This window comes from Streptomyces sp. NPDC014882, from assembly GCF_043081325.1.
In the GTDB taxonomy this organism is placed as follows: Bacteria; Actinomycetota; Actinomycetes; order Streptomycetales; family Streptomycetaceae; genus Streptomyces.
In genome coordinates, this window is sequence record NZ_JBIBWL010000007.1 from 127,394 (window position 1) to 153,126 (window position 25,733).

Annotated in this window: 22 protein-coding genes; 9 read left to right on the plus strand and 13 right to left on the minus strand. The window is 74.1% G+C overall.

The window, feature by feature from the left end; all coding sequences use genetic code 11:
- The first annotated feature begins 120 nt into the window (after nucleotides 1–120).
- Entirely contained in the window at nucleotides 121–1,521 is a 1,401-nt protein-coding gene (locus tag ACF09K_RS18325; RefSeq protein WP_392244730.1) for a S1 family peptidase, read from the plus strand.
- A gap of 155 nt (nucleotides 1,522–1,676) precedes the next feature.
- On the opposite strand, the gene ACF09K_RS18330 is transcribed toward ACF09K_RS18325, so the two are convergent.
- The 5 genes from ACF09K_RS18330 to ACF09K_RS18350 form a co-directional block, all read right to left on the minus strand.
- Nucleotides 1,677–1,859 (minus strand): hypothetical protein, encoded by a 183-nt coding sequence (locus ACF09K_RS18330; RefSeq protein ID WP_392244732.1) that lies wholly within the window; start codon nucleotides 1,857–1,859, stop codon nucleotides 1,677–1,679.
- 179 nt (nucleotides 1,860–2,038) lie between these two features.
- Nucleotides 2,039–2,734 (minus strand): L,D-transpeptidase family protein, encoded by a 696-nt coding sequence (locus ACF09K_RS18335; RefSeq protein ID WP_392244733.1) that lies wholly within the window; start codon nucleotides 2,732–2,734, stop codon nucleotides 2,039–2,041.
- Between the two features lie 172 nt (nucleotides 2,735–2,906).
- The gene (locus ACF09K_RS18340) at nucleotides 2,907–3,821 is read right to left on the minus strand and encodes an SDR family oxidoreductase (RefSeq protein WP_392244735.1); all 915 of its coding nucleotides are present in this window, start codon (nucleotides 3,819–3,821) and stop codon (nucleotides 2,907–2,909) included.
- A gap of 126 nt (nucleotides 3,822–3,947) precedes the next feature.
- Nucleotides 3,948–4,577, minus strand: a complete 630-nt coding sequence (locus ACF09K_RS18345) for an MBL fold metallo-hydrolase (RefSeq protein ID WP_392244737.1) — start codon at nucleotides 4,575–4,577, stop codon at nucleotides 3,948–3,950.
- Nucleotides 4,577–5,665 (minus strand): S-(hydroxymethyl)mycothiol dehydrogenase, encoded by a 1,089-nt coding sequence (locus ACF09K_RS18350; protein ID WP_392244739.1) that lies wholly within the window; start codon nucleotides 5,663–5,665, stop codon nucleotides 4,577–4,579. The genes ACF09K_RS18345 and ACF09K_RS18350 overlap by 1 nt, the downstream gene beginning before the upstream one ends.
- Before the next feature lie 172 nt (nucleotides 5,666–5,837).
- Between ACF09K_RS18350 and ACF09K_RS18355 the strand changes: the two genes are divergently transcribed.
- Nucleotides 5,838–7,538: an ABC transporter ATP-binding protein gene (locus ACF09K_RS18355; RefSeq protein ID WP_392244741.1), complete on the plus strand. Its 1,701-nt coding sequence runs from the start codon at nucleotides 5,838–5,840 to the stop codon at nucleotides 7,536–7,538.
- Between the two features lie 84 nt (nucleotides 7,539–7,622).
- Here ACF09K_RS18355 and ACF09K_RS18360 read toward each other — a convergent pair whose 3' ends face one another.
- Entirely contained in the window at nucleotides 7,623–7,922 is a 300-nt protein-coding gene (locus ACF09K_RS18360) for a hypothetical protein (protein WP_392244743.1), read from the minus strand.
- Nucleotides 7,923–8,093: 171 nt separating this feature from the next.
- Between ACF09K_RS18360 and ACF09K_RS18365 the strand changes: the two genes are divergently transcribed.
- Nucleotides 8,094–8,459, plus strand: coding sequence for a nuclear transport factor 2 family protein (locus ACF09K_RS18365; protein ID WP_392244745.1), 366 nt, complete (start codon nucleotides 8,094–8,096; stop codon nucleotides 8,457–8,459).
- A 108-nt stretch (nucleotides 8,460–8,567) separates the two neighbouring features.
- Here ACF09K_RS18365 and ACF09K_RS18370 read toward each other — a convergent pair whose 3' ends face one another.
- Nucleotides 8,568–9,266, minus strand: a complete 699-nt coding sequence (locus ACF09K_RS18370; protein WP_392244746.1) for a TetR/AcrR family transcriptional regulator — start codon at nucleotides 9,264–9,266, stop codon at nucleotides 8,568–8,570.
- A 172-nt stretch (nucleotides 9,267–9,438) separates the two neighbouring features.
- Here ACF09K_RS18370 and ACF09K_RS18375 point away from each other — a divergent pair, with 172 nt between their 5' ends.
- Entirely contained in the window at nucleotides 9,439–10,713 is a 1,275-nt protein-coding gene (locus ACF09K_RS18375; protein WP_392244748.1) for a YncE family protein, read from the plus strand.
- A 136-nt stretch (nucleotides 10,714–10,849) separates the two neighbouring features.
- On the opposite strand, the gene ACF09K_RS18380 is transcribed toward ACF09K_RS18375, so the two are convergent.
- From ACF09K_RS18380 to ACF09K_RS18400, 5 genes are all read right to left on the minus strand, one after another.
- Nucleotides 10,850–12,721 (minus strand): endoglycosylceramidase, encoded by a 1,872-nt coding sequence (locus ACF09K_RS18380; protein WP_392244750.1) that lies wholly within the window; start codon nucleotides 12,719–12,721, stop codon nucleotides 10,850–10,852.
- Between the two features lie 326 nt (nucleotides 12,722–13,047).
- The gene (locus tag ACF09K_RS18385; protein WP_392244752.1) at nucleotides 13,048–13,548 is read right to left on the minus strand and encodes a metallophosphoesterase family protein; all 501 of its coding nucleotides are present in this window, start codon (nucleotides 13,546–13,548) and stop codon (nucleotides 13,048–13,050) included.
- Between the two features lie 81 nt (nucleotides 13,549–13,629).
- Nucleotides 13,630–13,821, minus strand: coding sequence for a hypothetical protein (locus ACF09K_RS18390; RefSeq protein WP_392244754.1), 192 nt, complete (start codon nucleotides 13,819–13,821; stop codon nucleotides 13,630–13,632).
- Between the two features lie 28 nt (nucleotides 13,822–13,849).
- Nucleotides 13,850–14,221 carry a DUF6479 family protein gene (locus ACF09K_RS18395; RefSeq protein WP_392244755.1) on the minus strand — a complete coding sequence of 124 codons (372 nt, stop codon included), beginning with the start codon at nucleotides 14,219–14,221 and terminating at the stop codon, nucleotides 13,850–13,852.
- A gap of 79 nt (nucleotides 14,222–14,300) precedes the next feature.
- Entirely contained in the window at nucleotides 14,301–16,754 is a 2,454-nt protein-coding gene (locus tag ACF09K_RS18400; protein WP_392244757.1) for a SpoIIE family protein phosphatase, read from the minus strand.
- A 232-nt stretch (nucleotides 16,755–16,986) separates the two neighbouring features.
- On the opposite strand from ACF09K_RS18400, the gene ACF09K_RS18405 reads away from it, so the two are divergent.
- Nucleotides 16,987–19,278, plus strand: a complete 2,292-nt coding sequence (locus ACF09K_RS18405) for a SpoIIE family protein phosphatase (protein ID WP_392245091.1) — start codon at nucleotides 16,987–16,989, stop codon at nucleotides 19,276–19,278.
- A 593-nt stretch (nucleotides 19,279–19,871) separates the two neighbouring features.
- Here the strand turns inward: ACF09K_RS18405 and ACF09K_RS18410 are convergent.
- Nucleotides 19,872–21,245, minus strand: coding sequence for a S1 family peptidase (locus ACF09K_RS18410; protein WP_392244758.1), 1,374 nt, complete (start codon nucleotides 21,243–21,245; stop codon nucleotides 19,872–19,874).
- Between the two features lie 190 nt (nucleotides 21,246–21,435).
- Here ACF09K_RS18410 and ACF09K_RS18415 point away from each other — a divergent pair, with 190 nt between their 5' ends.
- From ACF09K_RS18415 to ACF09K_RS18430, 4 genes are all read left to right on the plus strand, one after another.
- Complete coding sequence (locus ACF09K_RS18415; RefSeq protein WP_392244760.1) at nucleotides 21,436–21,849, plus strand: PaaI family thioesterase; 414 nt, start codon at nucleotides 21,436–21,438, stop codon at nucleotides 21,847–21,849.
- Nucleotides 21,850–22,301: 452 nt separating this feature from the next.
- The gene (locus tag ACF09K_RS18420; protein WP_392244762.1) at nucleotides 22,302–22,517 is read left to right on the plus strand and encodes a type A2 lantipeptide; all 216 of its coding nucleotides are present in this window, start codon (nucleotides 22,302–22,304) and stop codon (nucleotides 22,515–22,517) included.
- A 192-nt stretch (nucleotides 22,518–22,709) separates the two neighbouring features.
- The gene (locus tag ACF09K_RS18425; RefSeq protein WP_392244764.1) at nucleotides 22,710–23,516 is read left to right on the plus strand and encodes an HlyD family efflux transporter periplasmic adaptor subunit; all 807 of its coding nucleotides are present in this window, start codon (nucleotides 22,710–22,712) and stop codon (nucleotides 23,514–23,516) included.
- A 65-nt stretch (nucleotides 23,517–23,581) separates the two neighbouring features.
- The gene (locus ACF09K_RS18430) at nucleotides 23,582–25,732 is read left to right on the plus strand and encodes an NHLP family bacteriocin export ABC transporter peptidase/permease/ATPase subunit (RefSeq protein WP_392245093.1); all 2,151 of its coding nucleotides are present in this window, start codon (nucleotides 23,582–23,584) and stop codon (nucleotides 25,730–25,732) included.
- Nucleotide 25,733 lies beyond the last annotated feature (1 nt).

Genomic DNA, 25,733 nt, shown 5'->3' on the forward strand with positions numbered 1-25,733 from the left:
GGTGCCCGCCCGCGGGCTGAACACGGCCGGGTCCCAGCACGTAAGGGAGTGGGGGTCCTCGACGACCGGAGGGCCCCCGCGGTGTCGGTACCGCGCGTTCGCTGTTCCCGGGAGCCAGGCATGAGGCACGTACGACGACGGATCGTCCGGCGAGCGACACGGCTGGCGGCCGTCGGCGGACTCCTGCTGGGGGGCGCCATGGTCACGCAGGCCGCCGTGGCGAGCGAGCCGCCCGCCACCAGGGCCGTGCCGGGCGGCGCGGCGCGGTCCGTCGCGAGCACCGGCGCGGAGCTGGTGGAGCGGCTCGGCACCGCGCGGACGGCGGGCACCTGGGTCGACCGGGAGGGACGACCGGTCGTCGCGGTCACCGACGAGGCCACGGCCGCGACGGTCCGCGCGGCGGGCGTCGGGGCGAAGGTCGTCGGGCACAGCATGAACGAGCTGAAGTCGGCCGCGGCGGCGCTGCGTTCGGCGCCCCGGGTGGCCGGGACCGCCTGGGTGCTGGACTACAAGGCCAACCAGGTCGTGGTGCGCGGCGACCGCACCGTGTCCGCCGCCGACTGGGGGCGGATGACGGACGTGGCGGCGGGCATCGGCGGTTTCGTCCGCATGGAGCGCACCGGGGGCACCTTCACCACCCGGCTCAACGGCGCCCAGCCCATCCTGTCGACCGGCGGACGCTGTTCGGCGGGTTTCAACGTCACCAACGGGTCGGACGACTTCATCCTCACCGCCGGGCACTGCGGCCCCGCCGGGGCCGACTGGTTCGCGGACGACCAGGGCACCCGGCAGGTGGGCCGGACGGTCGACTCGACGTTCCCCGGCTCCGACTTCTCGCTCGTGCGGTACACCGACGGGGAGGCCGGTCCGGGAGCGGACATCGTGGCCATCGGCGACGGCAACGGCGTGCGCATCACGGGCGTCGGCGACGCGGCCGTGGGGCAGCGGGTGTTCCGCAGCGGCAGCACCACCGGCCTGCGCGACGGGGAGGTGACCGGCCTCGACGCGACGGTCAACTATCCGGAGGGCACCGTCTCCGGGCTGATCGAGACGAGCGTGTGCGCCGAGTCCGGCGACAGCGGCGGGCCGATGTTCTCCGAGGGCGTCGCGCTCGGCGTCACCTCGGGCGGCAGCGGTGACTGCACGACGGGCGGTACGACCTTCTTCCAGCCGGTGACGAGGGCGCTGGCGCAGCTCGGTGTGCAGCTGATCGTGGCGGCACCGTCCGAGACGGCCGGGAACGGCGCCTCGCCCGCGCCGTCCGAGGGCGCTCCCGAGCCGTCGTCGTCACCGACGCAGGCGGCGGTGGCACCGGGATCGGTCACGCCGGGTTCGACGACGCCGGTGACGGGCGGCACGGACGCCGTGTCGCTGGTGGCGCGGCTCACCGACCCGCGCACCATCGGGCCCGGCCTGCTGGTGATCGCGGGCAGTCTGGTCGCGCTGGTGGCGACCCGGTACATCCGGGCGGAGCAGGACCGCAAGGCGTACCAGCGGCAGTACTCGGCGAGCTGGGGGTGAGGTGACGCCGGCCACGGTGGCGGGGAGCCCGGTGGCACCGGGCCCCTTCGGTGTCGCGGGGCGACGAGAAGGGCACCCACGAGAGGTGCCCGGACGGAAGTGCGGGGGCGGGGCCGCGAGGCGGAAGGTCCCGCGGCCGGACGGCCGGACGGCCCTCAGGCCGCGTCGGCCGACTGCGGGGCCGCGGCGGCCCACTCCAGGACGAGCCGCTGGTACTCCTCGCGCTGCTCGCCCGTCAGTGTCCCGCCCGACCGGAGCCACAGGGCCCTGATCTCCTCGTTGACCTCGGCAGCCGAGCGCGCCGAGCGCTCGGTGAGGTGTTCGACAGTGGTGGACATGGTGTGAATCTTACGGGGCCCGGGGTGAAGACGGCGTGAGTAATACGTGAGTTAAGCGGACAGAACGGACGTGTCACTGATCACGTCCGTTCTGCCGCGTTCGTCCCGTAGCGTCCGTTCAGCGGCGCCCGCTCCGCCGGGCCCGCACGTCCGCGTGCCCGGCGTCGGTCGGGTGCCGGTCAGGTGCCCGGCTTGCGCCCGTAGACGAAGACGTCGTCGCCGGTCTTGAGCAGGGACCAGTACTTCTTCGCGGCCGTCTTCGTCATGTTGACGCAGCCGTGCGAGCCGGGCGGGTTCCACATGCTGACGCCGACCGAGTGGAAGGCCTGGCCTCCGTCGAAGAACTGGCTGTACGGCATCGGCACGTTGTAGATGCTCGACACGTGGTCGATGTTGCGCCAGTAGACCTTCTTCAGGCCGGTGCGGGTCTCGTAGCCGTCGCGTCCGGTGCGGACCGGGACGGGCCCGTAGACGAGGCGGCTGCCGTCCTGGATCCAGCTGATCTGGAGGGTGAGGTTGACGCAGGCGATGCGGCCCTTGTTGGTCGGGCACTTGCCCGCCTTGTTGGGCTTGGTGCCCACCGCCTTCTGCTTGTTCATGAGATCCATCACGCCCCAGGTGACGGGTCCCGCGTAGCCGATGTTCGGCGTGATGCCGTGCTTGGTCTGGAAGGCCTGGACGGCCTTGCAGTCGGCCGACGACTGCTTGCCGTCGACCGGCCGGCCGAGGAACCTCTCGACCTGCTTCTGGTACGGCCCGGTCTGCGTGGTGCAGCTCGCGGCCTGTGCGGGCGCCGCGCCCAGCGCGAGCGTCAGCGGCGCGATCAGCCCCGTGACCCCGAGCGCGACGGCACCTCGTCTGCGTATGTCCCCCATGACTGCCACTCCTGCCCCTGCCTCTCCCCGGCCCGATTCCGGCGACTCCACCCACTAGACCCGTTCGGCGGCGCTTCGGTTGTGGTGCGGGCCGTACTGTGACGAAACGGTGAACTTCCCCGCGGGCCGCCCGCCGGGTCCCGGCCGGAGCCGGATCACCCGCGGGGCCGGCTCAGCGGTAGCCCGTCGTGTCCGCCGGCCTGCCCGCGTCCTGGACCTCGACAAGATAGCGCCAGGCGTCGGGGCGGCTGCCGTCGAGGTCGGTGAAGCCGTACTCGGGGGCGAGCGATCCGCTGGACAGCGACTGCCCGTTGCGGCGGGCGACGTCGGGGTCGGCGGCGAGGGCGGCGACGGCGCGGCCGACGTAGCGGGGCGTCTCGGAGATGGCGAAGTGCGGGACCGCCCCGAGGGCGTCGCGCCAGTTGTCCTCGCGCACCCCGAACTGGTCGAGCATGATCTCGGAGCGCATCCAGCCGGGGGTGAGCGCGAGGGCGGTGGCGCCGCGCGGGCCGAGTTCGTGGGCGAGGGCGAAGGCCATCCGCAGGACGGAGGCCTTGGCCAGGTCGTAGAAGAAGTTCACGCGGTAGGTGTCGCGGTTGTACTCGGCGGTGCCGTCGGTGACCTCGACGACCAGGCCGCCCGGCCGGCGCAGCAGGAGCGGCAGGGCGTGGTGGCTGGTGATCGCGTGGGTCTCGACGGCGAGCCGCAGCAGCCGCAGGCCGTCGTCGAGGTCGTGCTCCCAGACGGGGGTGTCCCAGGCGAAGAGGTTCTCGCCGCCCCAGATGTCGTTGACCAGGAGGTCGAGGCGGTCCTGCTCGGCGGCGATCCGGTCGACGAGCGCGCGGACCTGGGCGGGTTCGAGGTGGTCGGTGGGTACGGCGATGCCGTGGCCGCCGGCCTCGGTGACCAGGTCGGCGGTGTCCTCGATCGTCTCGGGGCGGTCGTACTCGGAGCGGCGGGCGCGGGTGGAGCGGCCGGTGACGTAGACGGTGGCGCCGGCCGCCCCCAGTTCCACGGCGATGCCCCGCCCCGCTCCCCGGGTCGCCCCGGCGACCAGGGCGACCCTGCCTTCCAGCGGACCGGACATGTGCGACCTCCTGTGGGTGTTCTCCGTCGATGACGTCACCGAGGATCACGTGGAAGCCGGACATCTCCTGTCGCCTTTTCCGGCGGGATCGCGCGGTCGGCCGAGGGCGGGTGCCGGGCGGGCCGGTCAGTGGCCCCGTGCGATCCACTCCTGGAGGTGGGGGGCCTCCGCGCCGATGGTGGTCGGGTCGCCGTGGCCGGTGAGGACCTTCGTCTCGGGCGGGAGGGTCAGGAGGCGGTCGCGGATGGAGTCGATGATGGTCGGGAAGTGGGAGTAGGAGCGGCCGGTGGCGCCGGGGCCGCCCTGGAAGAGGGTGTCGCCGGTGAAGAGGACGCCGAGGACCGGCTCGTACAGGCAGACCGCTCCGGGTGCGTGGCCGGGGGTGTGGAGCACGGTGAGGTCGGCGCCGGCGACCTCGATGACCTGGCCGTCGACCAGGTGGGCGTCGGGCTCGCGGTCGGGGTGGGTCATCCTCCACAGCGGGAGGTCGTCGGGGTGCAGCCAGATCGTGGCGCCGGTCGCGTCGGCGAGGGCGGGTGCGGCGTCGATGTGGTCGTTGTGGGCGTGGGTGCACACGATGGCGGTCAGCCGGCGGTCGCCGAGGGCGGCGAGGACGGCGTCGGCGTCGTGGGCGGCGTCGACGACGACGGCCTCGTGGTCGTCGCCGACGATCCAGACGTTGTTGTCGACGTCCCAGGTGCCGCCGTCGAGGCTGAAGGTCCCGGAGGTGACGACGCGTTCGATGCGGGTGGCCATCACAGCACCACCACCGAGCGCAGCACGTCGCCGTGGTGCATCCGCTCGAAGGCCTGCTCCACCTCGTCCAGGGCGATGGTCTCGGTCACGAACGCGCCGAGGTCCAGGCGGCCCTGCTGGTGGAGGTCGATCAGCATGGGGAAGTCGCGGGAGGGCAGGCAGTCGCCGTACCAGGAGGACTTGAGCGCGCCGCCGCGTCCGAAGACGTCCAGCAGCGGCAGTTCCAGCTTCATCTCCGGGGTGGGCACGCCCACCAGGACGACGGTGCCGGCCAGGTCGCGGGCGTAGAAGGCCTGCCGGTAGGTCTCCGGGCGGCCGACGGCCTCGATCACCACGTCCGCGCCGAAGCCGCCGGTCAGCTCGCGGATCGCCTCGACCGGGTCCGTCTCCCGGGAGTTGACCGTGTGGGTGGCGCCCATCGACCGGGCGGTGGCCAGCTTGCGGTCGTCGATGTCGACGGCGATGATCCTCGCCGCGCCCGCCAGGTTCGCCCCGGCGATCGCCGCGTCGCCGACCCCGCCGCAGCCGATGACGGCGACGGTGTCACCGCGGCCGACGCCTCCGGTGTTGATCGCGGCGCCGATGCCGGCCATCACGCCGCAGCCCAGCAGCCCGGCCACCGCCGGCGACACCGACGGGTCGACCTTGGTGCACTGGCCGGCGGCGACCAGCGTCTTCTCCGCGAAGGCACCGATACCCAGCGCCGGGGACAGTTCCTGTCCCGTCGAGGCGAGCGTCATCTTCTGGGTCGCGTTGTGGGTGTCGAAGCAGTACCAGGGGCGTCCGCGCAGGCAGGCCCGGCACTGGCCGCACACGGCCCGCCAGTTCAGGACCACGAAGTCGCCGGGGGCCACGTCGGTGACGCCCTCGCCTACCGCCTCCACGACGCCGGCCGCCTCGTGGCCCAGCAGGAAGGGGAAGTCGTCGTTGATGCCGCCCTGCTTGTAGTGCAGGTCGGTGTGGCACACCCCGCACGCCTGGATCTGCACCACGGCCTCCCCGGGTCCGGGGTCGGGCACGAGGATCGTCTCCACCCGCACCGCTTCGTTCTTCCCCGGTGCGATCACTGCGCGCACTTCCTGCGCCATGGTGCTGTTCCTTTCGTCGGCGGCCTGCCGTCCGCTTCCGACCCTACGCGTGATCGATCGGTGGACGACGCACGTCGAGCCAGGTCACCGGCCGAAAAGGTCTCCGCGGACCCGGTCGCGCGGGGCGCGACGTAGCCTGAACGCCGCAACCCGACCCGCATCGAGGAGCCTCGTGAGCATCGCAGAGACGCCCGTCGGCCGGCCCCCGTGGCGGCTGCTGCTCCACTACGTCGCACCGCACCGCTGGACGCTGCTGGCGGGGGCGCTGCTCTCGCTGGTCACCGGGGCCACCGGACTGCTGCTGCCGCTGGTGGCGAAGGGGTTGATCGACGACCTGTCCCACGACCGGGCGATCACCGGCGCGTTGGTGCTGCTGTCGGTCCTGGTGGTCGCCAACGCGGCGGTGGGCGCTCTGGGTTCGTACGTGCTGCGGCGCACGGCCGAGTCGGTGGTGCTGAGCGCGCGGCGGGCGCTGTCGTCGTACCTGCTGCGGCTGCGGATCGCGGCGGTGGACCGCAGCGAGCCCGGTGACCTGATGGCCCGCATGACCTCGGACACGACCCTGCTGCGGGAGGTCACCACCGACTCGCTGGTCGGCCTCGGCACCGGCGGCCTCACGCTCGTCGGGACGGTGGTGCTGATGGGGGTGGTGGATCCGGTGCTGCTCGGGGTCACGCTGTCGGTGATCCTGGTCGCCGGGACGGTCATCGGGGTGATGGGCGCCTCGCTGGAGCGGGTGCTGGGCGCGCTGCGCACGGTCAAGGCGGCGGGTGCCGAGGACCGCGAGGAGAAGGCGCTGCACGCGGCGGCACAGGACTCGTGGCGGCAGAGCGTGTCGGCCGCGAAGTGGTCGGCGGCCGCGGGCAACACGGCCGGTCTGGCGATGCAGGGCGCGTTCATCACGGTGCTGGCGGTGGGCGGGGCGCGGGTCGCCACGGGCGCGATCGACATCGCGACGCTGGTGGCGTTCCTGCTGTACGTCTTCTACCTGATGTCGCCGATCCAGCAGGTCATCGGTGCCGTCGTGCAGTACCAGGCGGGCTCGGCGGCGCTCGGCCGCATCCAGGAGACGCTGCTGCTGCCCGCCGAGCCGGCGTCCCGTCCCGCGCCGCTGCCCTCCCCGGCGGCGGAACCGGCCTCGCTGTCCTTCACCGACGTCCGCTTCCGGTACGCCGACGATCTGCCGTACGTCCACCACGGGGTGACGTTCGACGTGCCGGCGCGCGGCATGACCGCGTTCGTCGGCCCGTCCGGCGCCGGCAAGACGACGGTGTTCTCGCTGGTCGAGCGGTTCTACGACCCCTGCTCCGGAACGGTCGCCCTCGACGGCCGTCCGCTGCCGGAGTGGGATCTCGGCGCGCTGCGCGCCGCCATCGGCTACGTCGAGCAGGACGCCCCGGTGCTGTCGGGGACGCTGCGCGACAACCTGCTGCTGGGGAACGCGGAGGCCGACGGCGACGCCGTGCGGCGGGTGCTGAAGACGACCCGCCTGGACACGATGGTCGGCGGTCTGCCGGACGGGCTCGACACGCTGGTCGGGCACCGCGGGACCAAGCTGTCCGGCGGTGAGCGCCAGCGGGTGGCGATCGCCCGGGCCCTGCTGCGCGATCCGCGCCTGCTGCTGCTGGACGAGGCGACCTCCCAGCTGGACGCGGTGAACGAGGCGGCCCTGCGCGACACCGTCGCGGACGTGGCCCGTACGACCACCGTCCTCGTGGTGGCCCACCGGCTGTCGACGGTGACCTCGGCCGACCGGATCGTGGTCATGGAGGCCGGGCGGGTGCGGGCGGTGGGCACCCACCGTGAGCTGGTGGCCGCCGATCCGCTCTACGCCGAGCTGGCGGCGACGCAGTTCCTGGCGACGGCGGGCTGACGCGCGGCCCGGGGGCCGCCCGTGTTCCGGGCGGCCCCCGGCGGACCTGCGGGACGTGCGGGACTCGCGGGACGTGCGGTGGGGTCAGGTCCGGACGGCCGGCACCAGGCCCGTGACGGGGGCGACGAGGCCGGTGATCTGCTGGAGTTCGTTGAGCTGCCGGAGCCCCTTCACCTTGTTCAGCTCGTTCAGCTGACCCGAGACCGAGGGCAGTGCGTCCCGCTGTTCGGCGGGGACCTGCGCCTCGGCGAGCGAGTCCAGTGCGCTGAGCGGGTTCAGCCCGCCGACGGACGGGGCTTCGGCGGCGCTCGCCAGGGGCGCGGCGAGGCCGGTGACCCCGGCGGCGAGAGCGGCGACGGCGACGATGCGACGAGTGGAGATCATGCCCGGAGCAACGCGCGGAACGGCCCCGCGGACACGGGTGCCGGGCCACGCTCACCCGGGGGACGCAAGCGGGGGTCTGCGCTTGCCGAGCGCGGTGCGGCGGAGGAGTCTCGAAGGGTGAGGGCCCGCCGGGCCGTCCCCCGCGGCCCGTGGTCCTCGAAGGAGGTCACCATGGGCACCGCGACAGGTTCCGCCTTCGACACCGAGACCCTGCGCCGGGGCGTGGAGGGCCGGACACCCGCGACACTGCTGTCGCTCTACGCGGACGACGCGGAGCTCCGCGTCGTGGACCGCAACAGCCAGCCCAGCCACCCGACGGTCCTGCACGGCCGCGACGAGATCGCCGGGATGCTCGAGGACGTGTACAGCCGTGACATGACGCACCGGCTGGAGGACTGCGTGGTGCAGGGCGACCGCGCCGCCTTCAGCGAGTCCTGCGCGTACCCGGACGGCGTCCGCGTCCTGTCCGAGTCGATGATCACCCTGCGCGACGGCAAGATCGTCGGGCAGACGATGATCCAGGCCTGGGACGAGTGAGGGAGGGGCCGTCGGCGGCGGGCGGGACAAGGGGGTGGGACAAGGGGCGGGGTGAGAGGGCGGGACGAGGGGCGGCCCGGCGGCCGGTGCGACCGTGCGCACCGGCCGTCAGCGGGTCCGGCGGGTCCCTTCCGAGCTCCGTTCCGGACTCCCTTCCGGGCTCCGTTCCGCGGGCCGCAGGATGCCCAGCAGCTGCCGCACGAGTTCGTCCACGACCTCGTCGAGGGTGGCGTCCACCCGGCCCGCGCTCCAGTCGTGCAGGAGGCCGTTGACGCTGCCGATGAAGGCCGTCGCCGCGAGGCGGTGGTCGCGGGGGGCGGCCTCGCCGCGGCCGGCGGCGGCGTCGGCCTCGGCGCAGATGAGCTCGACCCAGCGGGCGCGCCGCGCGAGGCGCTGTTCCTCCATGCGGGGACTGACGCCGACGATCTCGACGAAGGTGATGCGGATGCGGCGCGGGTCGGCGGTGACGTTGTCGGCGTAGGCGTGGAAGAGCGCGGCGACCCGCTCCGCGAGCGGCAGGTCCCGGGCGGCGGCGAAGGCGGCCACGACCGCTTCCTCGGCCAGGTCGTTGACCTGGAGGTGCAGCGCGGCCAGGACGTCCTCGAGGGTGCGGAACTCCTCGTAGAACTGCCGGGTCGACAGGCCGGCCGCCTCGCTGAGCGCCGCGACCGTGGTGCTCCGGTAACCGGGGGCGTCGCCGAACAGCCGCAGCGCCGCGTCCAGGAACCTGCGCCGCCGCTCGGCCTGCCGCTCCGCGGCGGACCTGCCGGCGTACCGGCCGGTCGGCGCCCTCAGCCTGCCCGCCACGCTTCCTCCCTCGTCGTCCCGTCTCCCGATTTTGTCGTGCACGTGGCTTGTGGCGAAGGGCACCCCTTCCTTACTTTCCAGTAAGTCAACTTTGAACGCACCCGTGTTCAGATTCGGGACCTCCCTGCACAGCTGCCCGCACGCGCCCCCCACCCCAGAGGAGAGAGCAGCCATGGCTGCCTTCAGAACCAGGCACCTTTGCTCCGTAGCCGCCGCCCTCGTCCTGACCGTCACCGCCCCCGCCGCCGTCGCCACCGCCGCGCCCTCCGCCTCCGATGCCGCCTCCGCCACCGACGCCGCCGCGCTGCGCGAGGTGCTGCTGGTCGCCAACAACTGGGACGGCACCGCGGACGTCATCAGGTCCACCGGGGACTACGCGAGGATCGGCCGGATCAACGTCATCCCCGACAAGGACCGGCGGATGGCGGAGATCAACGCCGACCCGATCCGATGGATCGCCTTCATGACGATCCGCAACAGCGTCGGCGAGGGCCACGACCAGTTCGTCGACGACATGTACTCCACGCCGGACGGGACCTCCGTGGTGGTCTCCCGGCCCAGCTTCGCCGACGTCGTCTCGATCGACGTGGCGACGGGAGCCGTCAACTGGCGCTTCCCGGTGTCGGGTTACCGGGCCGACCACATGGCCGTCTCCCCCGACGGCAAGCGGGTCGCGGTCTCCGCGTCGACGTCGAACACCGTCCACGTGCTCGACATCGACAGCGGCAGGCAGCTCGGCTCGTACTCCACGGGCGACAAGCCGCACGAGAACATCTTCACCAAGGACGGCAAGTACATCTGGACCATGTCGATCGGCGACGTCACCACCGCCCTCGACGCGCCGTGGCTGGACTGGACCAAGGGCGACCGGCGCGTCACCGTCGTCGACGCGACGACGTTCCAGCCGGTCAGGACGATCGACATGCGGCAGCGGCTGGACGCGATCGGCCTCTCCGGCCACTCGGACGCCGTCCGCCCGGCCGCCTTCTCGCCCGACGAGTCCAAGCTGTACTTCCAGGTCTCGTTCTTCAACGGCTTCTTCGAGTACGACGTCGCCACGGACCGGATCACCCGGACCAAGACGCTGCCGGAGAACCCCGCCACGAACGACGACCGCACCACGTTCGTCAACGACTCCCGGCACCACGGGCTGTCGATGCGGCCGGACGGCAGCAAGCTGTGCGTGGCGGGCACGATGGACGACTACGCGACCGTCGTCGACCGCGCCACCCTCCAGGAGGGCCCGCTGGTCCCCGTCTCCAAGCCGTACTGGGCGACGGTCGGCGGCGACGGCAAGGACTGCGTGGTCTCCGAGAGCGGTGCGGACCAGGTGACGGCGATCGACTTCGCCACCGGCCGCAAGGTCGTCTCGGTGCCGGTGGGCGACCACCCGCAGCGGGTGCGGCTCGGCCATGTCGCGGCCGACTGGACGTCTCCGGCGGGCTGAGCCGGGGCGCGCCCGCCCGTGCGCCGGGTCCGGACGGATCCCGGCGCACGGGCGACCGGCACACAGGCGACCGGCACACGGACGGCCGGCACACGGGCCGACCGGCACACGGACGGCCGGCGCACGGGCGGGCCCGTCAGCCGCCGATCCGCCGCGCCGCCCACGCGGCCAGCTCGCCGCGGGCCGCGGTCAGCAGGGCCGGGGCCGGGGCGGTGGCGCCGTTGGTCACCAGGGCGTAGTGCACGGTGCCCGCGTCGCCGTCGGTGAGCAGCAGGCGCCGGCTTCCGGTGCCGCCCGGCTCGGGGGCGACCCCGACCGGGGTGGCGCCGGTGTACGCCGGCGGGGCGTGGACGGTGCCGAGGTCGGAGACCACGGTCGTCGCCCCGGTGGGGAACGAGGCGGGCAGGTGCAGTTCGGTCGGCGCCGCGCCGCCGCCGGAGCGCCACACGAGCAGTCCGTACTGTCCGGAGCCCACGAGCCGCGCCACGCCGGGCAGGGAGCTCGGCACCGGGTTCCAGGTGAGGGTGGCCGAGCCGTCGCGGGAGCGGTCCTCGTAGGTGAACGCCAGGGTGGTGCCGGAGGTGGCGCTCGGGTAGATCCGGTCGAGCAGCCGCGCGTCCTGACGGAGCGTCACCCGACCGCTGTCGTCGAGGCGTACGGCGGAGAGGTCCTCGTCGTTCCAGGCGTCGCCGGCGGTGAGCACCTTGTCGGGGTTGCCGTTCATCGGCTCGTGGTGGCGGCCGTGGTGGACGTCCCACTGCCACTGGTGGCCGGAGAGGACCGGTCCGGAGCCGGCCGGGTCCGTCCACCAGGCGGCGCCCTTCACCCGCGAGTCGAGGGCCTGGTACATGGCCTTGAGGACGGTCGGCGCCTTGTCCGCGACCGTACCGGCGAGGGGGTGGCCGAACTCGCTGACCACGGCGGTCGTCCCGGCCGCCGCCGCCCGGTCGCGGACGGCGCCGAGGTCGGTGGCGTACTGGCCGTCGGCCGCCTTGCCCCACATCAGGATCGCGGAGATGGCCTTCTGGTCGTAGAAGTGGGTGTTGAGGACGTAGCGGGAGCCGAGGGTGCCCGCGTCGAGGAGGCCGCCCTCCTGCCGCTGGGAGGCGATGTTGGCGTTCCAGAAGAGGTTCGGCTCGACGAGGGCGGGCTTGTCCTGCCAGCCGGCCGCGTCCATCCGGGCGCGGAACCTGACGTAGAAGGGCCACAGCAGGTCGCGCTCCCAGGCCCGGCTGTTCTGGCCGGAGTCGTAGGCGCCCGCGTAGGGCTCGTTGTAGGGGTCGAAGCCGATGACGCCGGCGAACTCCTCGGCGCTCAGGTGCTGCCGGACGTACGTCATGGTCTGCTCGGCGGTGGCGAGGAAGGCGTCCTGGAGGCCGTGGGCGTTGTGCCAGAAGTCGTGCTGGGCGGCCTTCACCGCGCCGTTCTGGGTGATGTTCTGGCCCCAGAACAGGCAGATCCCGCAGGACTCGTCGGGGTAGTCGCCGAGTTCCACCGCCCACCGGGGGGCGCCGTCGCCCGTGTACCAGCTGTCGGGGCCGAAGAGGTGGCGGGAGTAGAGGTCCTGGTGGAAGTCGGGGTAGACGCGGACGCCGGCGTCGAGGAAGGCCCGCAGCTGATCGGTGGCGGCGGCCAGGTAGGCGGTGTCGACCTGGCCGCGCACGGGCTCGGCGTAGGCCCAGGAGAGCAGGAAGCGCACGGAGTTGCCGCCGCCGAGGGCGCGCAGGGCGGTCGCCGACTTCTTCGCGTCGGCGACCGAGGCGAAGGGCAGGCCCTTGTTCTCGGCGAGCTTGGTCTCGCCGGAGACGTTGTAGCCGCGCAGCACGACCTCGCGGCCGGTGCCGTCCGTGAAGCGGCCGCCGGACACGGTGAGCGCGGTGCCGTCGAACGGGAGGGAGTCGGGCAGGGGGGCGGCGGTGGCGGCCGGGGTCCCCGCCACCGTCAGGAATCCGCAGAGTCCGCAGAGGACGACCAGAACAGCGAGCAGACGTGCCCGGGCATTCGGCATGTCCCCTACGGTCCGGCCCTTCCCGGGCACCGTCAATAGCTTCTGACTCAGGAGTAAGCTGACTTGCCGTCATCACCGCTCGCGCGACGGAGCAGCCGGACGGGCGGGCGGCCGGACGGTCGGGCGGTCGGGCGGGAGCCGCTCCGGCTGCCTCCCCGGTGGGGCTCGGTCCGGGGCGCGTACGCCCGAGGGGGTGGCCGTGTCCGTGGCCGCCGCGATCGCCGCCCCGCGGTGGGGCGGCGGCGGGGCCCGGCGGCGGCGGGAGAGGCCCGCCCCCGCACGTCCGCCCCGCGCGCCCGGCACACCCGGCGCGACAGCCGCTCGTGTCAGCGGGGCGGCAGCCGGTGCAGGACGACGTCGGTGAGCCGTCCCGCGTCCACGGCGGCGGTCAGGTAGGTGCAGTGCGGTTGACGCCGGCGGTCGGTCGGGGAGCCCGGGTTGAGCAGCCGCAGCCCGCCGGGGGCGACGGTGTCCCACGGGATGTGGCTGTGGCCGAAGACCAGGACGTCGGCGTCGGGGAACCGGGCGGCGCAGCGGGCCTCCCGGCCCCGCGCGGGCCCGGTCTCGTGGACCACCGCGAGGCGCAGCCCGCCGAGGTCGGCGTACGCGGTCTCGGGGAGGCGGGCCCGCAGGTCGGGGCCGTCGTTGTTGCCGTACACGCCGATCAGCCGGCGGCTGCGGCGCTCCAGCAGGTCCAGGGTGGCCGTGTCGACCCAGTCCCCGGCGTGCACGACGACGTCCGCCTCCGCGAGCGCGTCCAGCAGCGGCGCGGGGAGCACCTTGGCGCGCCGGGGAAGGTGGGTGTCGGACGTCAGCAGCAGGCGCACGGACTCAGCGTACGGCGGCGGGTTCCCGCGCCGGTCCCTCAGCCGTCTCAGTCGTCCAGTCGTCTCAGTCGTCCAGTCGTCTCAGTCGTCGCCCCTGACGATGTTGCCCTCCGGGCCGCCGCGCGCCGCGGGCGCGGCGCCGGAGGGTTCCACGGCCGGTACGCAGGTGCGGAACGCGGCGCCGGTGCCGGTGCCGCGCAGCCGGCGGGCCCTGGCCCAGCCCGTCTCGGGCCCTCGGGCGGTGGGGCGGTCGGCCAGGGGTGAGATCGTCACGGTCGTTCATCGCCTTTCTGCGTCACGGTCAGCGGGCACCGGGGCCGCCGCTGCCGAAGGAGCCGCCGGACCCCGAGTCCCAGCGGGGGCGGCTGCGGTCGTCGCTCTCGCGGCTGCCGGTGGGCCGCAGCTCGTGCGGGGTGAGGCGTTCGCCGTTCTGCGACCGCGGCATCTCGTTGGGCTCGCGCGCCCCGTGGCTCTCCCGCACCGGACCCGACGCGGGCATCCGGGGCTGTTCCTCGGGGCGCGGCGGGGCGGGCTCGCGGCTGCGGATCCTGGCACCGAGCCGGAAGGCCCAGATCAGGCCGCCGACGAGCGCGACGCCCACGACGACGAAGGCGACGGTGGCCAGGGCCGACTTTCCGGAGGCCGCCAGCACGGCGGTGGCAGTGGTGTCCATGGATGCCGGGTACCCTGCGCACGCCCGGGAACACCCCGCGTGCCGCCGCCCGGCCCGCGCGGCCCCGCTCCCCCGCCGGTCATTCCAGCGAAAGCTCGCTCCACACCTGTTTGCCGCCGCTGACCGGCAGCGTTCCCCAGGTGTCGGACACGGCTTCCACGAGCAGGATGCCGCGGCCCCCGGTGGCCTCCCAGCCCAGGCTGGTCGGTTTGACGGGCGTGCGGGGCGAGGCGTCGGTGACGGAGACGCGCAGCCGGTGGTTGACGAGCACGAGGTCGAGGCGGACCGGGCCGTCGGTGTGCACGAGGGCGTTGGTGACGAGTTCGGAGACGACCAGCAGGGCGGCGTCCATGGCGTCCGCCGGCACTCCCCAGCCGCGCAGGCTGCGCCGGGTGAAGCGGCGGGCGTGGCGGGCGGCCTCGGGGACCCGCCACACCGTCCAGCCCTCGCGCAGCGGCTGTACGGCCATGCCGTCGTAGCGCATCAGGAGCAGGGCGACGTCGTCGCCGCGGTGGGCGTTGCCGAGCAGGGCGTCGGCGACGAGGTCCAGGTGGGCGGGGTCGGACACGGACAGTTCGTGCGCGAGGCGGTCCATGCCGGTGTCGATGTCCAGGGCGGCGGACTCCACGAGCCCGTCCGTGGTCAGGGCGATCACGGTGCCGGGCACCAGCCGCAGCGGGGTCATCGGGAAGTCGGCCTGGGTGACGACGCCGAGCGGGGGGCCGCCGTCGGACTCGTCGATCTCCGTTGCGCCGTCCGGGTGACGCAGCACGGGCGGCGGGTGCCCGGCGCGGACGCACCAGGCGGTGCCGGCCTCCATGTCGACCTCGACGTAGCAGCAGGTGGCGAAGAGGTCCGTCTCCAGCTCCATCAGGAGCCGGTTGGCGTGCGAGACCACCACGTCCGGCGGGTGCCGCTCGGCCGCGTAGGCGCGCAGGGCGGTGCGCATCTGGCCCATGAGCGTGGCGGCGCCGGTGCTGTGCCCCTGGACGTCGCCGATCACGAGGGCGACGTGGTTGTCGGGCAGCGGGATCACGTCGTACCAGTCGCCGCCGACCTCCAGACCCGCGGTGGCCGGCAGGTAGCGGGCGACGGCGACCGCGCCGGGGAGCTTCGGCAGCCGGCGGGGCAGCAGCTGGCGCTGGAGCATGCCGACGAGTTCGTGCTCGGCGTCGAAGGCGTGGGCGCGTGTCAGGGCCTGGCCGACGAGTCCGGCGGAGGCCGTGAGCAGGGCGCGTTCGTCGGCCCCGAAGTCGTGCGGGGTGTCCCAGCCGATCAGGCAGACGCCGGCCATGCGGCCCCCGGCGGACAGCGGCAGGACGGCCAGGCCGCCGGGGCCGACGTCGGCGAGGGCCGGCTCCAGGGTGGTGCCGGCGGGCCAGATCCGGGGCCGTCCCTCGCGCAGGGCGGCGGCGAGGGTGGGCATGGTGCGCACGGGTGCGTCCGGCCACTCCGTGCGCCACTCCAGCCGCCACAGTTCGGGCCAGGACTCGGGTTCGGGCGGGTCCAGGACCGTCACGACGAGGCGTTCGTTCTCCAGCTCGGCCAGGGCGATCCGGTCGGCCCGCAGCGGCAGGCGCAGCGCGGCGACGACGGCCTTGCTGACGTCGCGGACCGTGCCCGCGGTGGCGAGGGCCGCGGCCAGGCGTTGCACGCGGGCCACGTCGGTGGCGCCGGAGCGCACGGTGGAGACGTCGGCGACGGTGCCGGCGAGCCGGGCCGGGTGCCCCTCGGCGCCGGGCAGGAGACGGCCGCGCAGCCGCAGCCAGCGGGGCGGGCCGCCGTCGGCCCGCAGCACCCGGAACTCCAGCTCGCGCTCGCCGATGGACATGTGGTCGGCCTCGACCACGGACATCAGTGCGGGCAGGTCGTCCGGGACGGTGTGGCCGAGCAGGGTCTCCACCCGGCCGTCGAAGTCGGTCCGGCGCAGGCCGAACAGGTCCAGGATCTCGTCGCCGACCTCGACCCGGCCGGTGTCCATGGCGAGGCTGAAGGAGTTGGCGCGCACCTCCCCGACCTCGTCGGGCTCTCCGGCGGGGGGCGGGCGGACGGCCTCGGCGACGAGTTCCAGACAGGCGCGGTCGACGGCGTCGAAGCCGTGGGGACGCTCGCTGACGGCGAGCAGGCAGCCGCCGTCGCCCTCGCGCAGCGGCAGGAGGGCGAGGTGGACGTCCCCGGCGGGCATCCGGTGCGCGTCCGGGCAGTCCGCGAGCTGCTCGGGGCCCAGCCACAGGGGCGCCCCGGCGCGGTGGGCGTCGGCGAGCGGGGACCGTCCGTCGAGGGGGTAGCTCTCCCGCAGCCCGTACAGGGTCCTGGGGGCGCCGGCCGACTCGATCAGACAGAGCAGGTCGCCGTCCTCGCCGGGCGTGTAGACGGCGGCCAGGCTCGCGCCCGAGAAGACCAGGGCCTGTTCGAGGACGCGCCGCATCCGTTCCGGTGAGGCGGGGTCGGCGGTGACCGTCTTCAAGGCGTTTTCGACCCGCAGGGCTCTCGCCTTGCGCTCCGCAGCACCCTGACTCACCACGACCGTCATTACAGCGCTTGTGCGACGTTCCCGCAGCCCTTGCGACAGCGCGGAGATGTGCCGGGGCGGGCGGACGCGGTGGACGGCTCCCGGGGCGGGTGGCGGCCCCGGGGCCCCGTGCCGGTCCGCGGCGTACGGCCGTCCGACCGTCCGCGCCGCTCTCGACGTGCGCTCTCGCCGTGCGCTCGCGGCCCGCAAGGGGCAGATTTGATTGCCCGGGATCACACGGCCGGGCGAGGAGGTGGGCGCCGTGTCCGAGGGAGAGCGGTCCGGCCGGGCGCCCGGGAGCCGGGTCGGGCCGGAGGTGCTGTCGTCGGCGCTGGCGGCGATGATCGACGCCGTCGGGGCGCACTCCGGCGCCGTCTACCTGCTGCCGGACGACGAGCCGGTGCTGGAGATGGCGGTGATGGCGGGGCTGCCCCGGTCGTTCGCGGCGCCCTGGGAGCGGGTGGGGCTCGGTGCGCAGATCCCGGTGGCCCACGCGGTGCGCGAGCGGCGGCTGGTGTGGGTGGGCGGCGAGGAGGAGATGGCCCGCTCCTATCCGCGGGTCGGCATGGTCCTGCCGTACTCGTTCGCGCTGGCCGCGCTGCCGCTGGCGACCGCTTCGAAGGTGTACGGGGCGGTCTTCGTGACCTGGCCCGGCTCGCACGCGCCGGAGCTGTCCGACCGGGAGCGGCACGAGCTGCGGACGGGCTGCGAGCGGCTGGCCCTGCGGCTGGAGCGGGCCGCCGCCGGGAACCGCCCGGCGCGGTCCGGGGCCGATCGGCCCGCCGCGGGACACGTCGGGGCCGATCAGCCGGCCACGGGGTCCGGGGCCGATCAGCCGATCACAGGACACGCCAGGACCGACCAGCCGGCCGCGGGACACGCCGAGGCAGATCAACCGGCCACGGGGTCCGGGGCCGATCAGCCGATCGCGGGGTCCGGGGACGCGGGCACACCGGACCCGGTCGAGGCGGCGCGGCTGGTGGCCCGGCTGCCCTACGGGCTCTGCTCGCTGGATCCGGCCGGGCGGGTGGTGTTCGCCAACGAGGCCGCGGCCGACCTGTTCGGCGTCCCGGTGGACGAACTGCTGGGCGCCACGCTGTGGGCGTCGGTGCCGTGGCTGTCCGATCCGATGTACGAGGAGCGCCACCGGGCCGCGTCGATCAGCGGGAACGTCACCTCCTTCGTGGCGCTGCGCCCGCCCTCGGACTGGCTGTCCTTCCGGCTGTACCCCGGCACCACGGGGAGCACCGTGCGGGTGGTCCGGGCACGGACGGTGTCGGTGACGTCCCCGCCCGACGCCGTGCGCGACGACGACGCCCCGCCCCCGCTGGTGTCGATGTCGCAGGCGCTGAGCCTGGCCGGGGCGCTGACCGAGACGGTGAGCGTGCAGGACGTCGTGCGGCTGGTGGCCGAGGAGATCGCGCCGGCCGTGGGCAGCGGGGCCCTGGCGCTGCTCGGCGTACGGGCGGGCCGGCTGCACGTCCTCGGGCACCACGGCTACCGGGACCCGCACGTGGTGGAGCGGTTCGACCGGATGCCGCTGGCCTCCCCCACCCCCGGCACGCAGGCCGTCACCCACGGGGTGCCCGCGTTCTTCGGCTCCCGCAGCCGGGTGGAACAGCTCTACCCCGGGAGGGAGTTCGCCTCCGACGGCTTCGCCGCCTGGGCCTACCTGCCGCTGATCGCCTCGGGCCGCCCGGTGGGCGTCTGCGTGCTGGCCTACGCCCAGCCGCACGACTTCTCCACGCACGAACGCGCCGTCCTGACCAGCCTGGCCGGGCTGGTCGCGCAGGCCCTGGACCGGGCGCTGCTCTACGACGCCAAGCACCGGCTCGCGCAGGGCCTCCAGGCCGCTCTCCTCCCCCACTCGCTGCCGTCCCTGCCGGGCGTCGAGGCGAGCGCCCGCTATCTGCCGGCCTCCCGCGGGATGGAGATCGGCGGCGACTTCTACGACCTGGTGCCCTCGCGGCCGCTGCCGGCGGCCGTGATCGGGGACGTGCAGGGGCACAACGTGACGGCGGCCGGGCTGATGGGGCAGCTGCGCACGGCCGTGCGGGCGTACACGACCGTGGGCCAGGAGCCGGCCGAGGTGATGCGCAGCACCAACCGGCTGATGATCGACCTGGGCACGGACCTGTTCGCGAGCTGTCTGTACCTGCGGCTGGACCCGGCGCGCGGTCGGGCGGTGGTGGCGCGGGCCGGGCATCCGCCGCCCCTGCTGCGGACGCCGGACGGGCGGGTGCGGGCCCTCGACCTGGCGGGCGGTCCGCTGCTGGGCATCGACCCGGAGGCGACGTACCCGGGCACGGAGATCGAGCTGTCGCCGGGCTGCGTCCTCGCCCTCTACACCGACGGGCTGATCGAGTCACCGGAGGTGGACATCGAGGACGCGGTGGCCCACCTGGGCCGGCGGCTGGGCGAGGCGGGCGACCTGCCGCTGGAGGAGCTGGCCGACGAGCTGGTGGGGCACGAGGCGGGGGCGGAGGAGCGGACCGACGACGTGGCGCTGCTGTTGCTGCGCGTGGCGGCCCGGGAAGGCGGCTGAGGGACCGTCGGGAGGCGCTTCCGGCGGTCCGGGACATCGGCTGAGGGACCGTCGGGAGGCGCTTCCGACGGTCCGGGACATCGGCTGAGGTGCCGTCGGGAGGCGCTTCCGACGGTCCGGGACGTCGACTGAGGGACCGCCAGGAAAGGGTTACGACAATCCGGGACGTCAGCTGAAGGACCGTCAGAAAAAGGTTCCGGCGGTCCGGAACCGCGGCTGGGGAGCCGTCGGAAAGGGCTTCCGGCGGTCCGCGACGGTGACCGGCGGTCCGTCAGGGTGTCCTTCGGAGCGGGGAGACGCGACGGTCCGGCCCTCCCGTCGGAGGGCCGGACCGTGGTCCCGACCGGACCGGTGGAGGCGTCCGGACGGTGGTGCCGGGGCAGGGCGTGTCCGACGGTTCCCGCCGGGCGCGCGACGCCCGGCACGGTGCCTCGCCGCGTCGTGGGTCACCTGAGCGCGTCCCGTACGCGGGCGGCCCTCCGCCTTGCGTCCTCCCCCACCGCCCGAACGGCGTGGGGAGGGCTCCCGGCATCGGACGCCGCGCCGGTCCGGCGCGGATCGCCGGACACGTCCCGAACGGGTCGGACCGTGCGTCAGTGGGTCCCGGTCAACCCGGAGTCGTCCTGGACGGCGCCGCCCTGCTCCTCGGCACCGGCACCCGCATCGGCACCGGCGTCACCACCGGCTCCCTGGCCGCCCGCTTCCTGCCCGGCCTCCCCGCCGGCACCGGCGCCGGCCTCCTCACCGGCACCCGCACCCGCGCCGGCGCCGTCGCCCGCTCCGGCCCCCGCACCGGCCTCCTCGCCGCCGACGCCGTCATCGGCGCCGACCCCCTGGCCGGCCCCGCCGTCGCCGAGGGTCGCGCCGACCGCCTCCAGGGCGGTGGTCACCGGCTGGAAGAAGGTCTCGCCGCCGGCCGTGCAGTCGCCGCTGCCGCCGGAGGTCAGGCCGATCGCGAGGCCGTCCTGGGTGAACAGCGAGCCGCCGCTGTCGCCGGGTTCGGCGCACACGTCGGTCTGGACGAGGCCCGTGACGGTGCCCTCGGGGTAGTTGACGGTGGCGTCGAGGCCGAGGACCTGTCCGTCGGCGAGACCGGTGGTGCTGCCCATCCGGAAGACCTGGGTGCCGACGGTCGCGTCGGCGGCCTGCGAGATCTGGACGGTCTGCCGGCCGAGATTCACCTCGCTGGGGGCGACCGTGGCCGGGTCGTCGTACTTCACGAGCGCGAAGTCGCCGGCGCCGGGGAAGACCGCCTGGTCGACGGTGGCGATGGGCTCACCGGCCGCGGAGTCGGACCAGGCCTCGGCCGCGACCCCGCAGTGACCGGCCGTCAGGAAGGCCGGGGAGCCGTCTCCCGCGGTGACGTTGAAGCCGAGCGAGCAGCGCGCGCCGCCGGCGAAGATGGCGTCGCCGCCCGAGGCGAAGGTCCGGAAGGCGCCGGCCGACTTCCTGAGGGTGGCCGTGCCGTCGCCGAGGCCGCGGACGGTCGACTCCAGCCGGTCCCACTTGCCGCCGGTGACCGTGGAGTCGGCGGTGACGAGGATCTTGTTGGTGCGCGGGTCGACCGCCCAGGCGGTGCCCGGGATGGTCGCGTCGGCCTTGAGGGTCTTGGCGGCGGCCTCGAGTTCGGCGGTGCTGTTCTCGACCTCGCGTATCTGCGCGCCGGCCTTCTCGGCCCGGACGACGACGTCGTTCCGGTCGCCGGAGACGTCGGCGACGTTGACGACGAGCCGCTTGCTGCCGGTGTCGTAGTACGAGCCCGCGAAGGCTTCGCCGAGCAGGTTCCGCAGCCGGGTGGCGAGGTCCGAGGCGTCCGCGGCCTTCAGGGTCTTCGGCGCCGCGGCGGCCGTGCCGCCGCCGTCCTGGGAGGCGTTGGCGTGCGGGAGCAGGAGTGCCGCCGCTCCGAGCGCCGCGACACCGCCCAACGCCATCGCGGTCTTGCGCTTCGGAATTCGCTGGTGACTCAAGAGACTCGACCTCCTGGGGGGACGGGGTCCGGCTGCCGGGGGGCGGCAGCTCCTTACGGCGGCGCCTGGTTGACGATGGGTACGCGGGAGGCGCGCGGTGCGTTCAACGCGGTTTGCCGACTTCCTTTGCGAACCCGCGAATCGGCCACGACCGGAGTCCGGGACCGCCGTGCGGGGAACAATCGCCCATATGACGATGAAGACCACCGAAGCCGACAAGATCCTTTCCGACTGCTTCGCCCCCTGGGTGCGCGCGCTGGGGCTGTCCGTGGCGGCCCTGGGGGACGACCGGGCGACGCTGCGTCTGCCCTGGTCGGCGGAGTTGGCCCGGGAGGGCGGCGGGTTGTCGGGGCAGGCGCTGATGGCGGCCGCCGACACCGCGACGGTGATCGCCGTCTCGGCGGCCCGGGGGGCCTTCGTGCCGATGACGACGGTGCAGCAGTCGACGTCCTTCCAGCGCGCGGTGGCCGGTTCGGACGTCCTGATCCACGCGGTCCTCACGAAGCTGGGCCGCCGGATGGCGTTCGCGGACGTCACCATGACGGCCGAGCGGTCCGGTGAGCTGGCCGCGCGGGCGAGCACCGTCTACGCCCTCCTGGGATGACACCGAAGGTGACCGTCCGTTGACGGAACGCACCGGCCCGGAAGCGGAATCCCCGCTTCGGGGAATCTGCACACCGATTGCCCAAGCGGGTCACGGGAGACGGAGCTTCTGCACAACCACGCAGGCCCCGCTGCGGCATTGGGACGGGTGTGCCGGATTCGCCGCGAAGGTGTGCGCCCCTCGCCGGAGCGATCCCGGCCGCGGCTGTGAAGAAGTCGCCGACAAGGGGTGGCCGCACCTGCACGCTGTGACGCCGTTGTGACGCAAGTGCCTTGGTGAGAGCGGTGATTGATTGGATGCGCCGACGGCGGACCTGCTTTGATCCATCGCACCGCCGGGTCCGCCGGGGTCCGTGGAGACGGGCCTCCGGCGCCCGCGGCCGCGGCCGTCATCTGTCACCGGAGGGGGCCGCTCCCCCCTTGTGAGACATCCATACGAAGGGAAGTTCCCCCATGAACCCCACCTCCCAGGTCCAGACCGCCGAGATCGCCGACGCCGACCTCGACAACGTCTCCGGCGGCCTGTCCGTGAACGCCGTCGGCACCGTCACCGGTCTGGTGGACGGCATCGCCCCGGTCTCCGGCCTGGTCGACACCGTCGTCGGCACCGTGGAGGGCACGACCGGCCTGAGCGCCGCCCCGGTCACCAACCTGGTCGCCGGTCTCTGATCGCCGTCTCGTGACCCCCTGAGTCCCGGAGCCGGCACCCGGTTCCGGGACTCCTCGGTGCCGCACCGCCCCGAACCGGTCGGCGCACCGCCCCGAACCGGCCGCCGCACCACCTCGAACCGGTCGCCGTGCCGCCCCGAGCCGGTGCCGTGAACCCCCGAGCCGGTGCCGTGAACCCCCGAGGGAAGACCCGTGCAGTTCCGCCAACAGGCCCTCACCAAGCTCCGGTCGCCGGAGGAGCTCGACCTGCCGGTGCGCCTCGCCCGCCCCCAGGGCCGGCTGGTGCTCTGCGTGACCGTGGCCGTCATGGCCGCCGCGTCCGTGTGGGCGGTGACCGGTTCGGTCGTCTCCACGGTGAGCGCGCCCGCCGTCCTCACCCACGGCGAGGGCAGCTACGTCCTCCAGAGCCCCGCCGCCGGCCAGGTCACCGCGGTCCTCGCGGAGGAGGGCGAGCAACTGCCCGCCGGCTCCCCCGTGCTGAAGGTGCGGACGGCCGACGGCGAGACCGTGGTGCGCACGGTCGCCGCGGGCCGGATCACCGCCCTCGCCGCCGCCCTCGGGCAGATCGTCGTGACCGGCGCGGACGTCGCCGCTGTGGAGAAGGTCCCGGACGCGGACGCCCCGCTGTACGCCACGGTGTACCTCCCCGCGGAGAACGCGGGCTCCGTCCCCGCGGACGCGGCCGTGGACCTGACCGTGCAGACCGTGCCGGCCCAGCGGTACGGCGTGCTGCGCGGCCACGTGAAGTCGGTGGACCGCGCGGCGCGTTCGGCGCGGCAGATCGCCGCCTTCCTCGGCGACGGCCGGCTGGGCGAGCAGTTCACGAAGGAGGGCCGTCCGGTGGCGGTCCTGGTCCGTCTCGACGTGTCCCCCGCGACGCCGAGCGGCTACCGGTGGTCGTCCGCGGACGGACCGCCGTACACGCTCACCTCCATGACCCTGGCCACCGCCTCGATCCGGCTGGCCGACCAGCGCCCCCTCGATTGGCTGCTTCCTTGACCGCGACCGGTACCCGCGGCAGACGGCGGGCCGCGCCGCCCCGGCGGCCGGTCCCCGCCGGCCGGATGAAGACCGTCCGCACCCCCACCGTGCTCCAGATGGAGGCCGTGGAGTGCGGTGCCGCCTCCCTCGCCATGGTCCTCGGCCACTACGGCCGGCACGTCCCGCTGGAGGAGCTGCGCATCGCGTGCGGGGTGTCGCGGGACGGCTCGCGCGCGAGCAACCTGCTGAAGGCAGCGCGCGGTTACGGCCTCACCGCCAAGGGCATGCAGATGGACCTGGCGGCTCTCGCCGGGGTGCGAGCGCCCGCGATCCTCTTCTGGGAGTTCAACCACTACGTCGTCTACGAAGGCCTGGGCCGCCGCTTCGGCCGCCGGGGCGTCTTCGTCAACGACCCCGGCAAGGGCCGCCGGTTCGTGCCGATGGACGACTTCGACGGCAGCTTCACCGGTGTGGTCCTGGTGCTGGAGCCCGGCGAGGGCTTCGAGCGCGGCGGGCGCCGGCCGGGGGTGCTGGGCGCGGTGCCGGCCCGGCTGCGCGGCACCGCGGGCACCCTGCCGGCCGCCGTGCTGGCGAGCCTGCTGCTGGTCGCCGTGGGCGCGGCCGTCCCGGCGTTGAGCCGGACCTGGATCGACACGTTCCTGATCGGCGGCCGGACCTCGCTGCTGGAGGCGCTGTTCGCGTCCATGGGCGCGTGCGTGCTGCTCACCGTCGCGCTGACCTGGCTGCAGCAGGCCAACCTGCACCACGGCAGGATCGTCTCCTCGACCCTGTCCAGCGCCCGCTTCCTGCGCCATCTGCTGCGGCTGCCGGTCACCTTCTTCTCCCAGCGCAGCCCGGCCGACCTGGTGCAGCGCCTCCAGTCGAACGACGCGGTGGCCGAGACCCTGGCCCGCGACCTCGCGTCGGCGGGCGTGGACGCGGTGGTCGTCGTCCTGTACGCGGTCCTGCTCTGCGCCTACGACCCCGAGCTGGCGTTCGTCGGCGTCGGCGTGGCCCTGCTGAACCTGGTCGCCATGCGGGTGGTGATCCGGCTCCGCGCGACGCGCACGGCGAAGCTGCGGGCGGACCACGCGCGGCTGACCAACACCGCTTACACCGGGCTCCAGTTGATCGAGACCATGAAGGCGACCGGCGGCGAGGACGGCTACTTCCGCAAGTGGGCGGGGCAGCACGCCACCACGCTGGAGGAGCGGCAGCGGCTCGGCGTGCCGAGCGCCTGGCTGGGCGTGGTCGCGCCGACGCTCGCGACCGTCAACAGCGCGCTGATCCTGTGGATCGGCGGGATGCGGGCGATCGAGGGCGCCGTCTCGGTGGGCCTGCTGGTCGCCTTCCAGTCGCTGGTCGCCCGCTTCAGCGCTCCCCTGACCCGCCTCAACGGCGTGGCGGGACGCCTCCAGGACTTCGCGGCGGACGTGGCCCGGCTGAAGGACGTGGAGGACTTCCGGGCCGACCCGCTCTACGACCGCCGCTCCGGCGGCGACTCCACCCGCCGGCTGCGCGGCCACGTCGAGCTGGAGGACGTCGGCTTCGGCTACAGCCCGCTGGACGAGCCGCTGCTGACCGGCTTCGACCTGCGCGTCGGGCCGGGGCAGCAGGTGGCGCTCGTGGGCGGCTCGGGCAGCGGCAAGTCGACGGTGTCCCGGCTGATCTCGGGGCTGTACGCGCCGTGGGAGGGCGTGATCCGCATCGACGGGCGGCGCCTGGAGGACATCCCGCGCGAGGCGCTCGCCGCCTCGGTCTCCTTCGTCGACCAGGAGGTGTTCCTCTTCGAGGGCACGGTCCGCGACAACGTGGCGCTGTGGGACCCCTCGATCCCCGACGACGCGGTGGTGGAAGCGCTGCGGGACGCCGCCCTGTACGACGTCGTCGTGCGGCGGCCCGGCGGCATCCACGGCCGGGTCGAGCAGGACGGCCGCAACTTCTCCGGCGGGCAGCGCCAACGCCTGGAGATCGCACGGGCGTTGGTGCGCCGGCCCAGCATCCTGGTGCTGGACGAGGTGACCAGCGCGCTGGACGCGGAGACCGAGCAGGTCGTCATGGACAACCTGCGCCGGCGCGGCTGCGCCTGCGTGGTGATCGCCCACCGGCTCAGCACGGTCCGCGACAGCGACGAGATCGTCGTCCTCGCGCACGGCACGGTCGTGGAGCGCGGACGGCACGAGGACCTCCTCGCACGCGGCGGGGCGTACGCGGCACTGGTCAGGGAGCGATGAG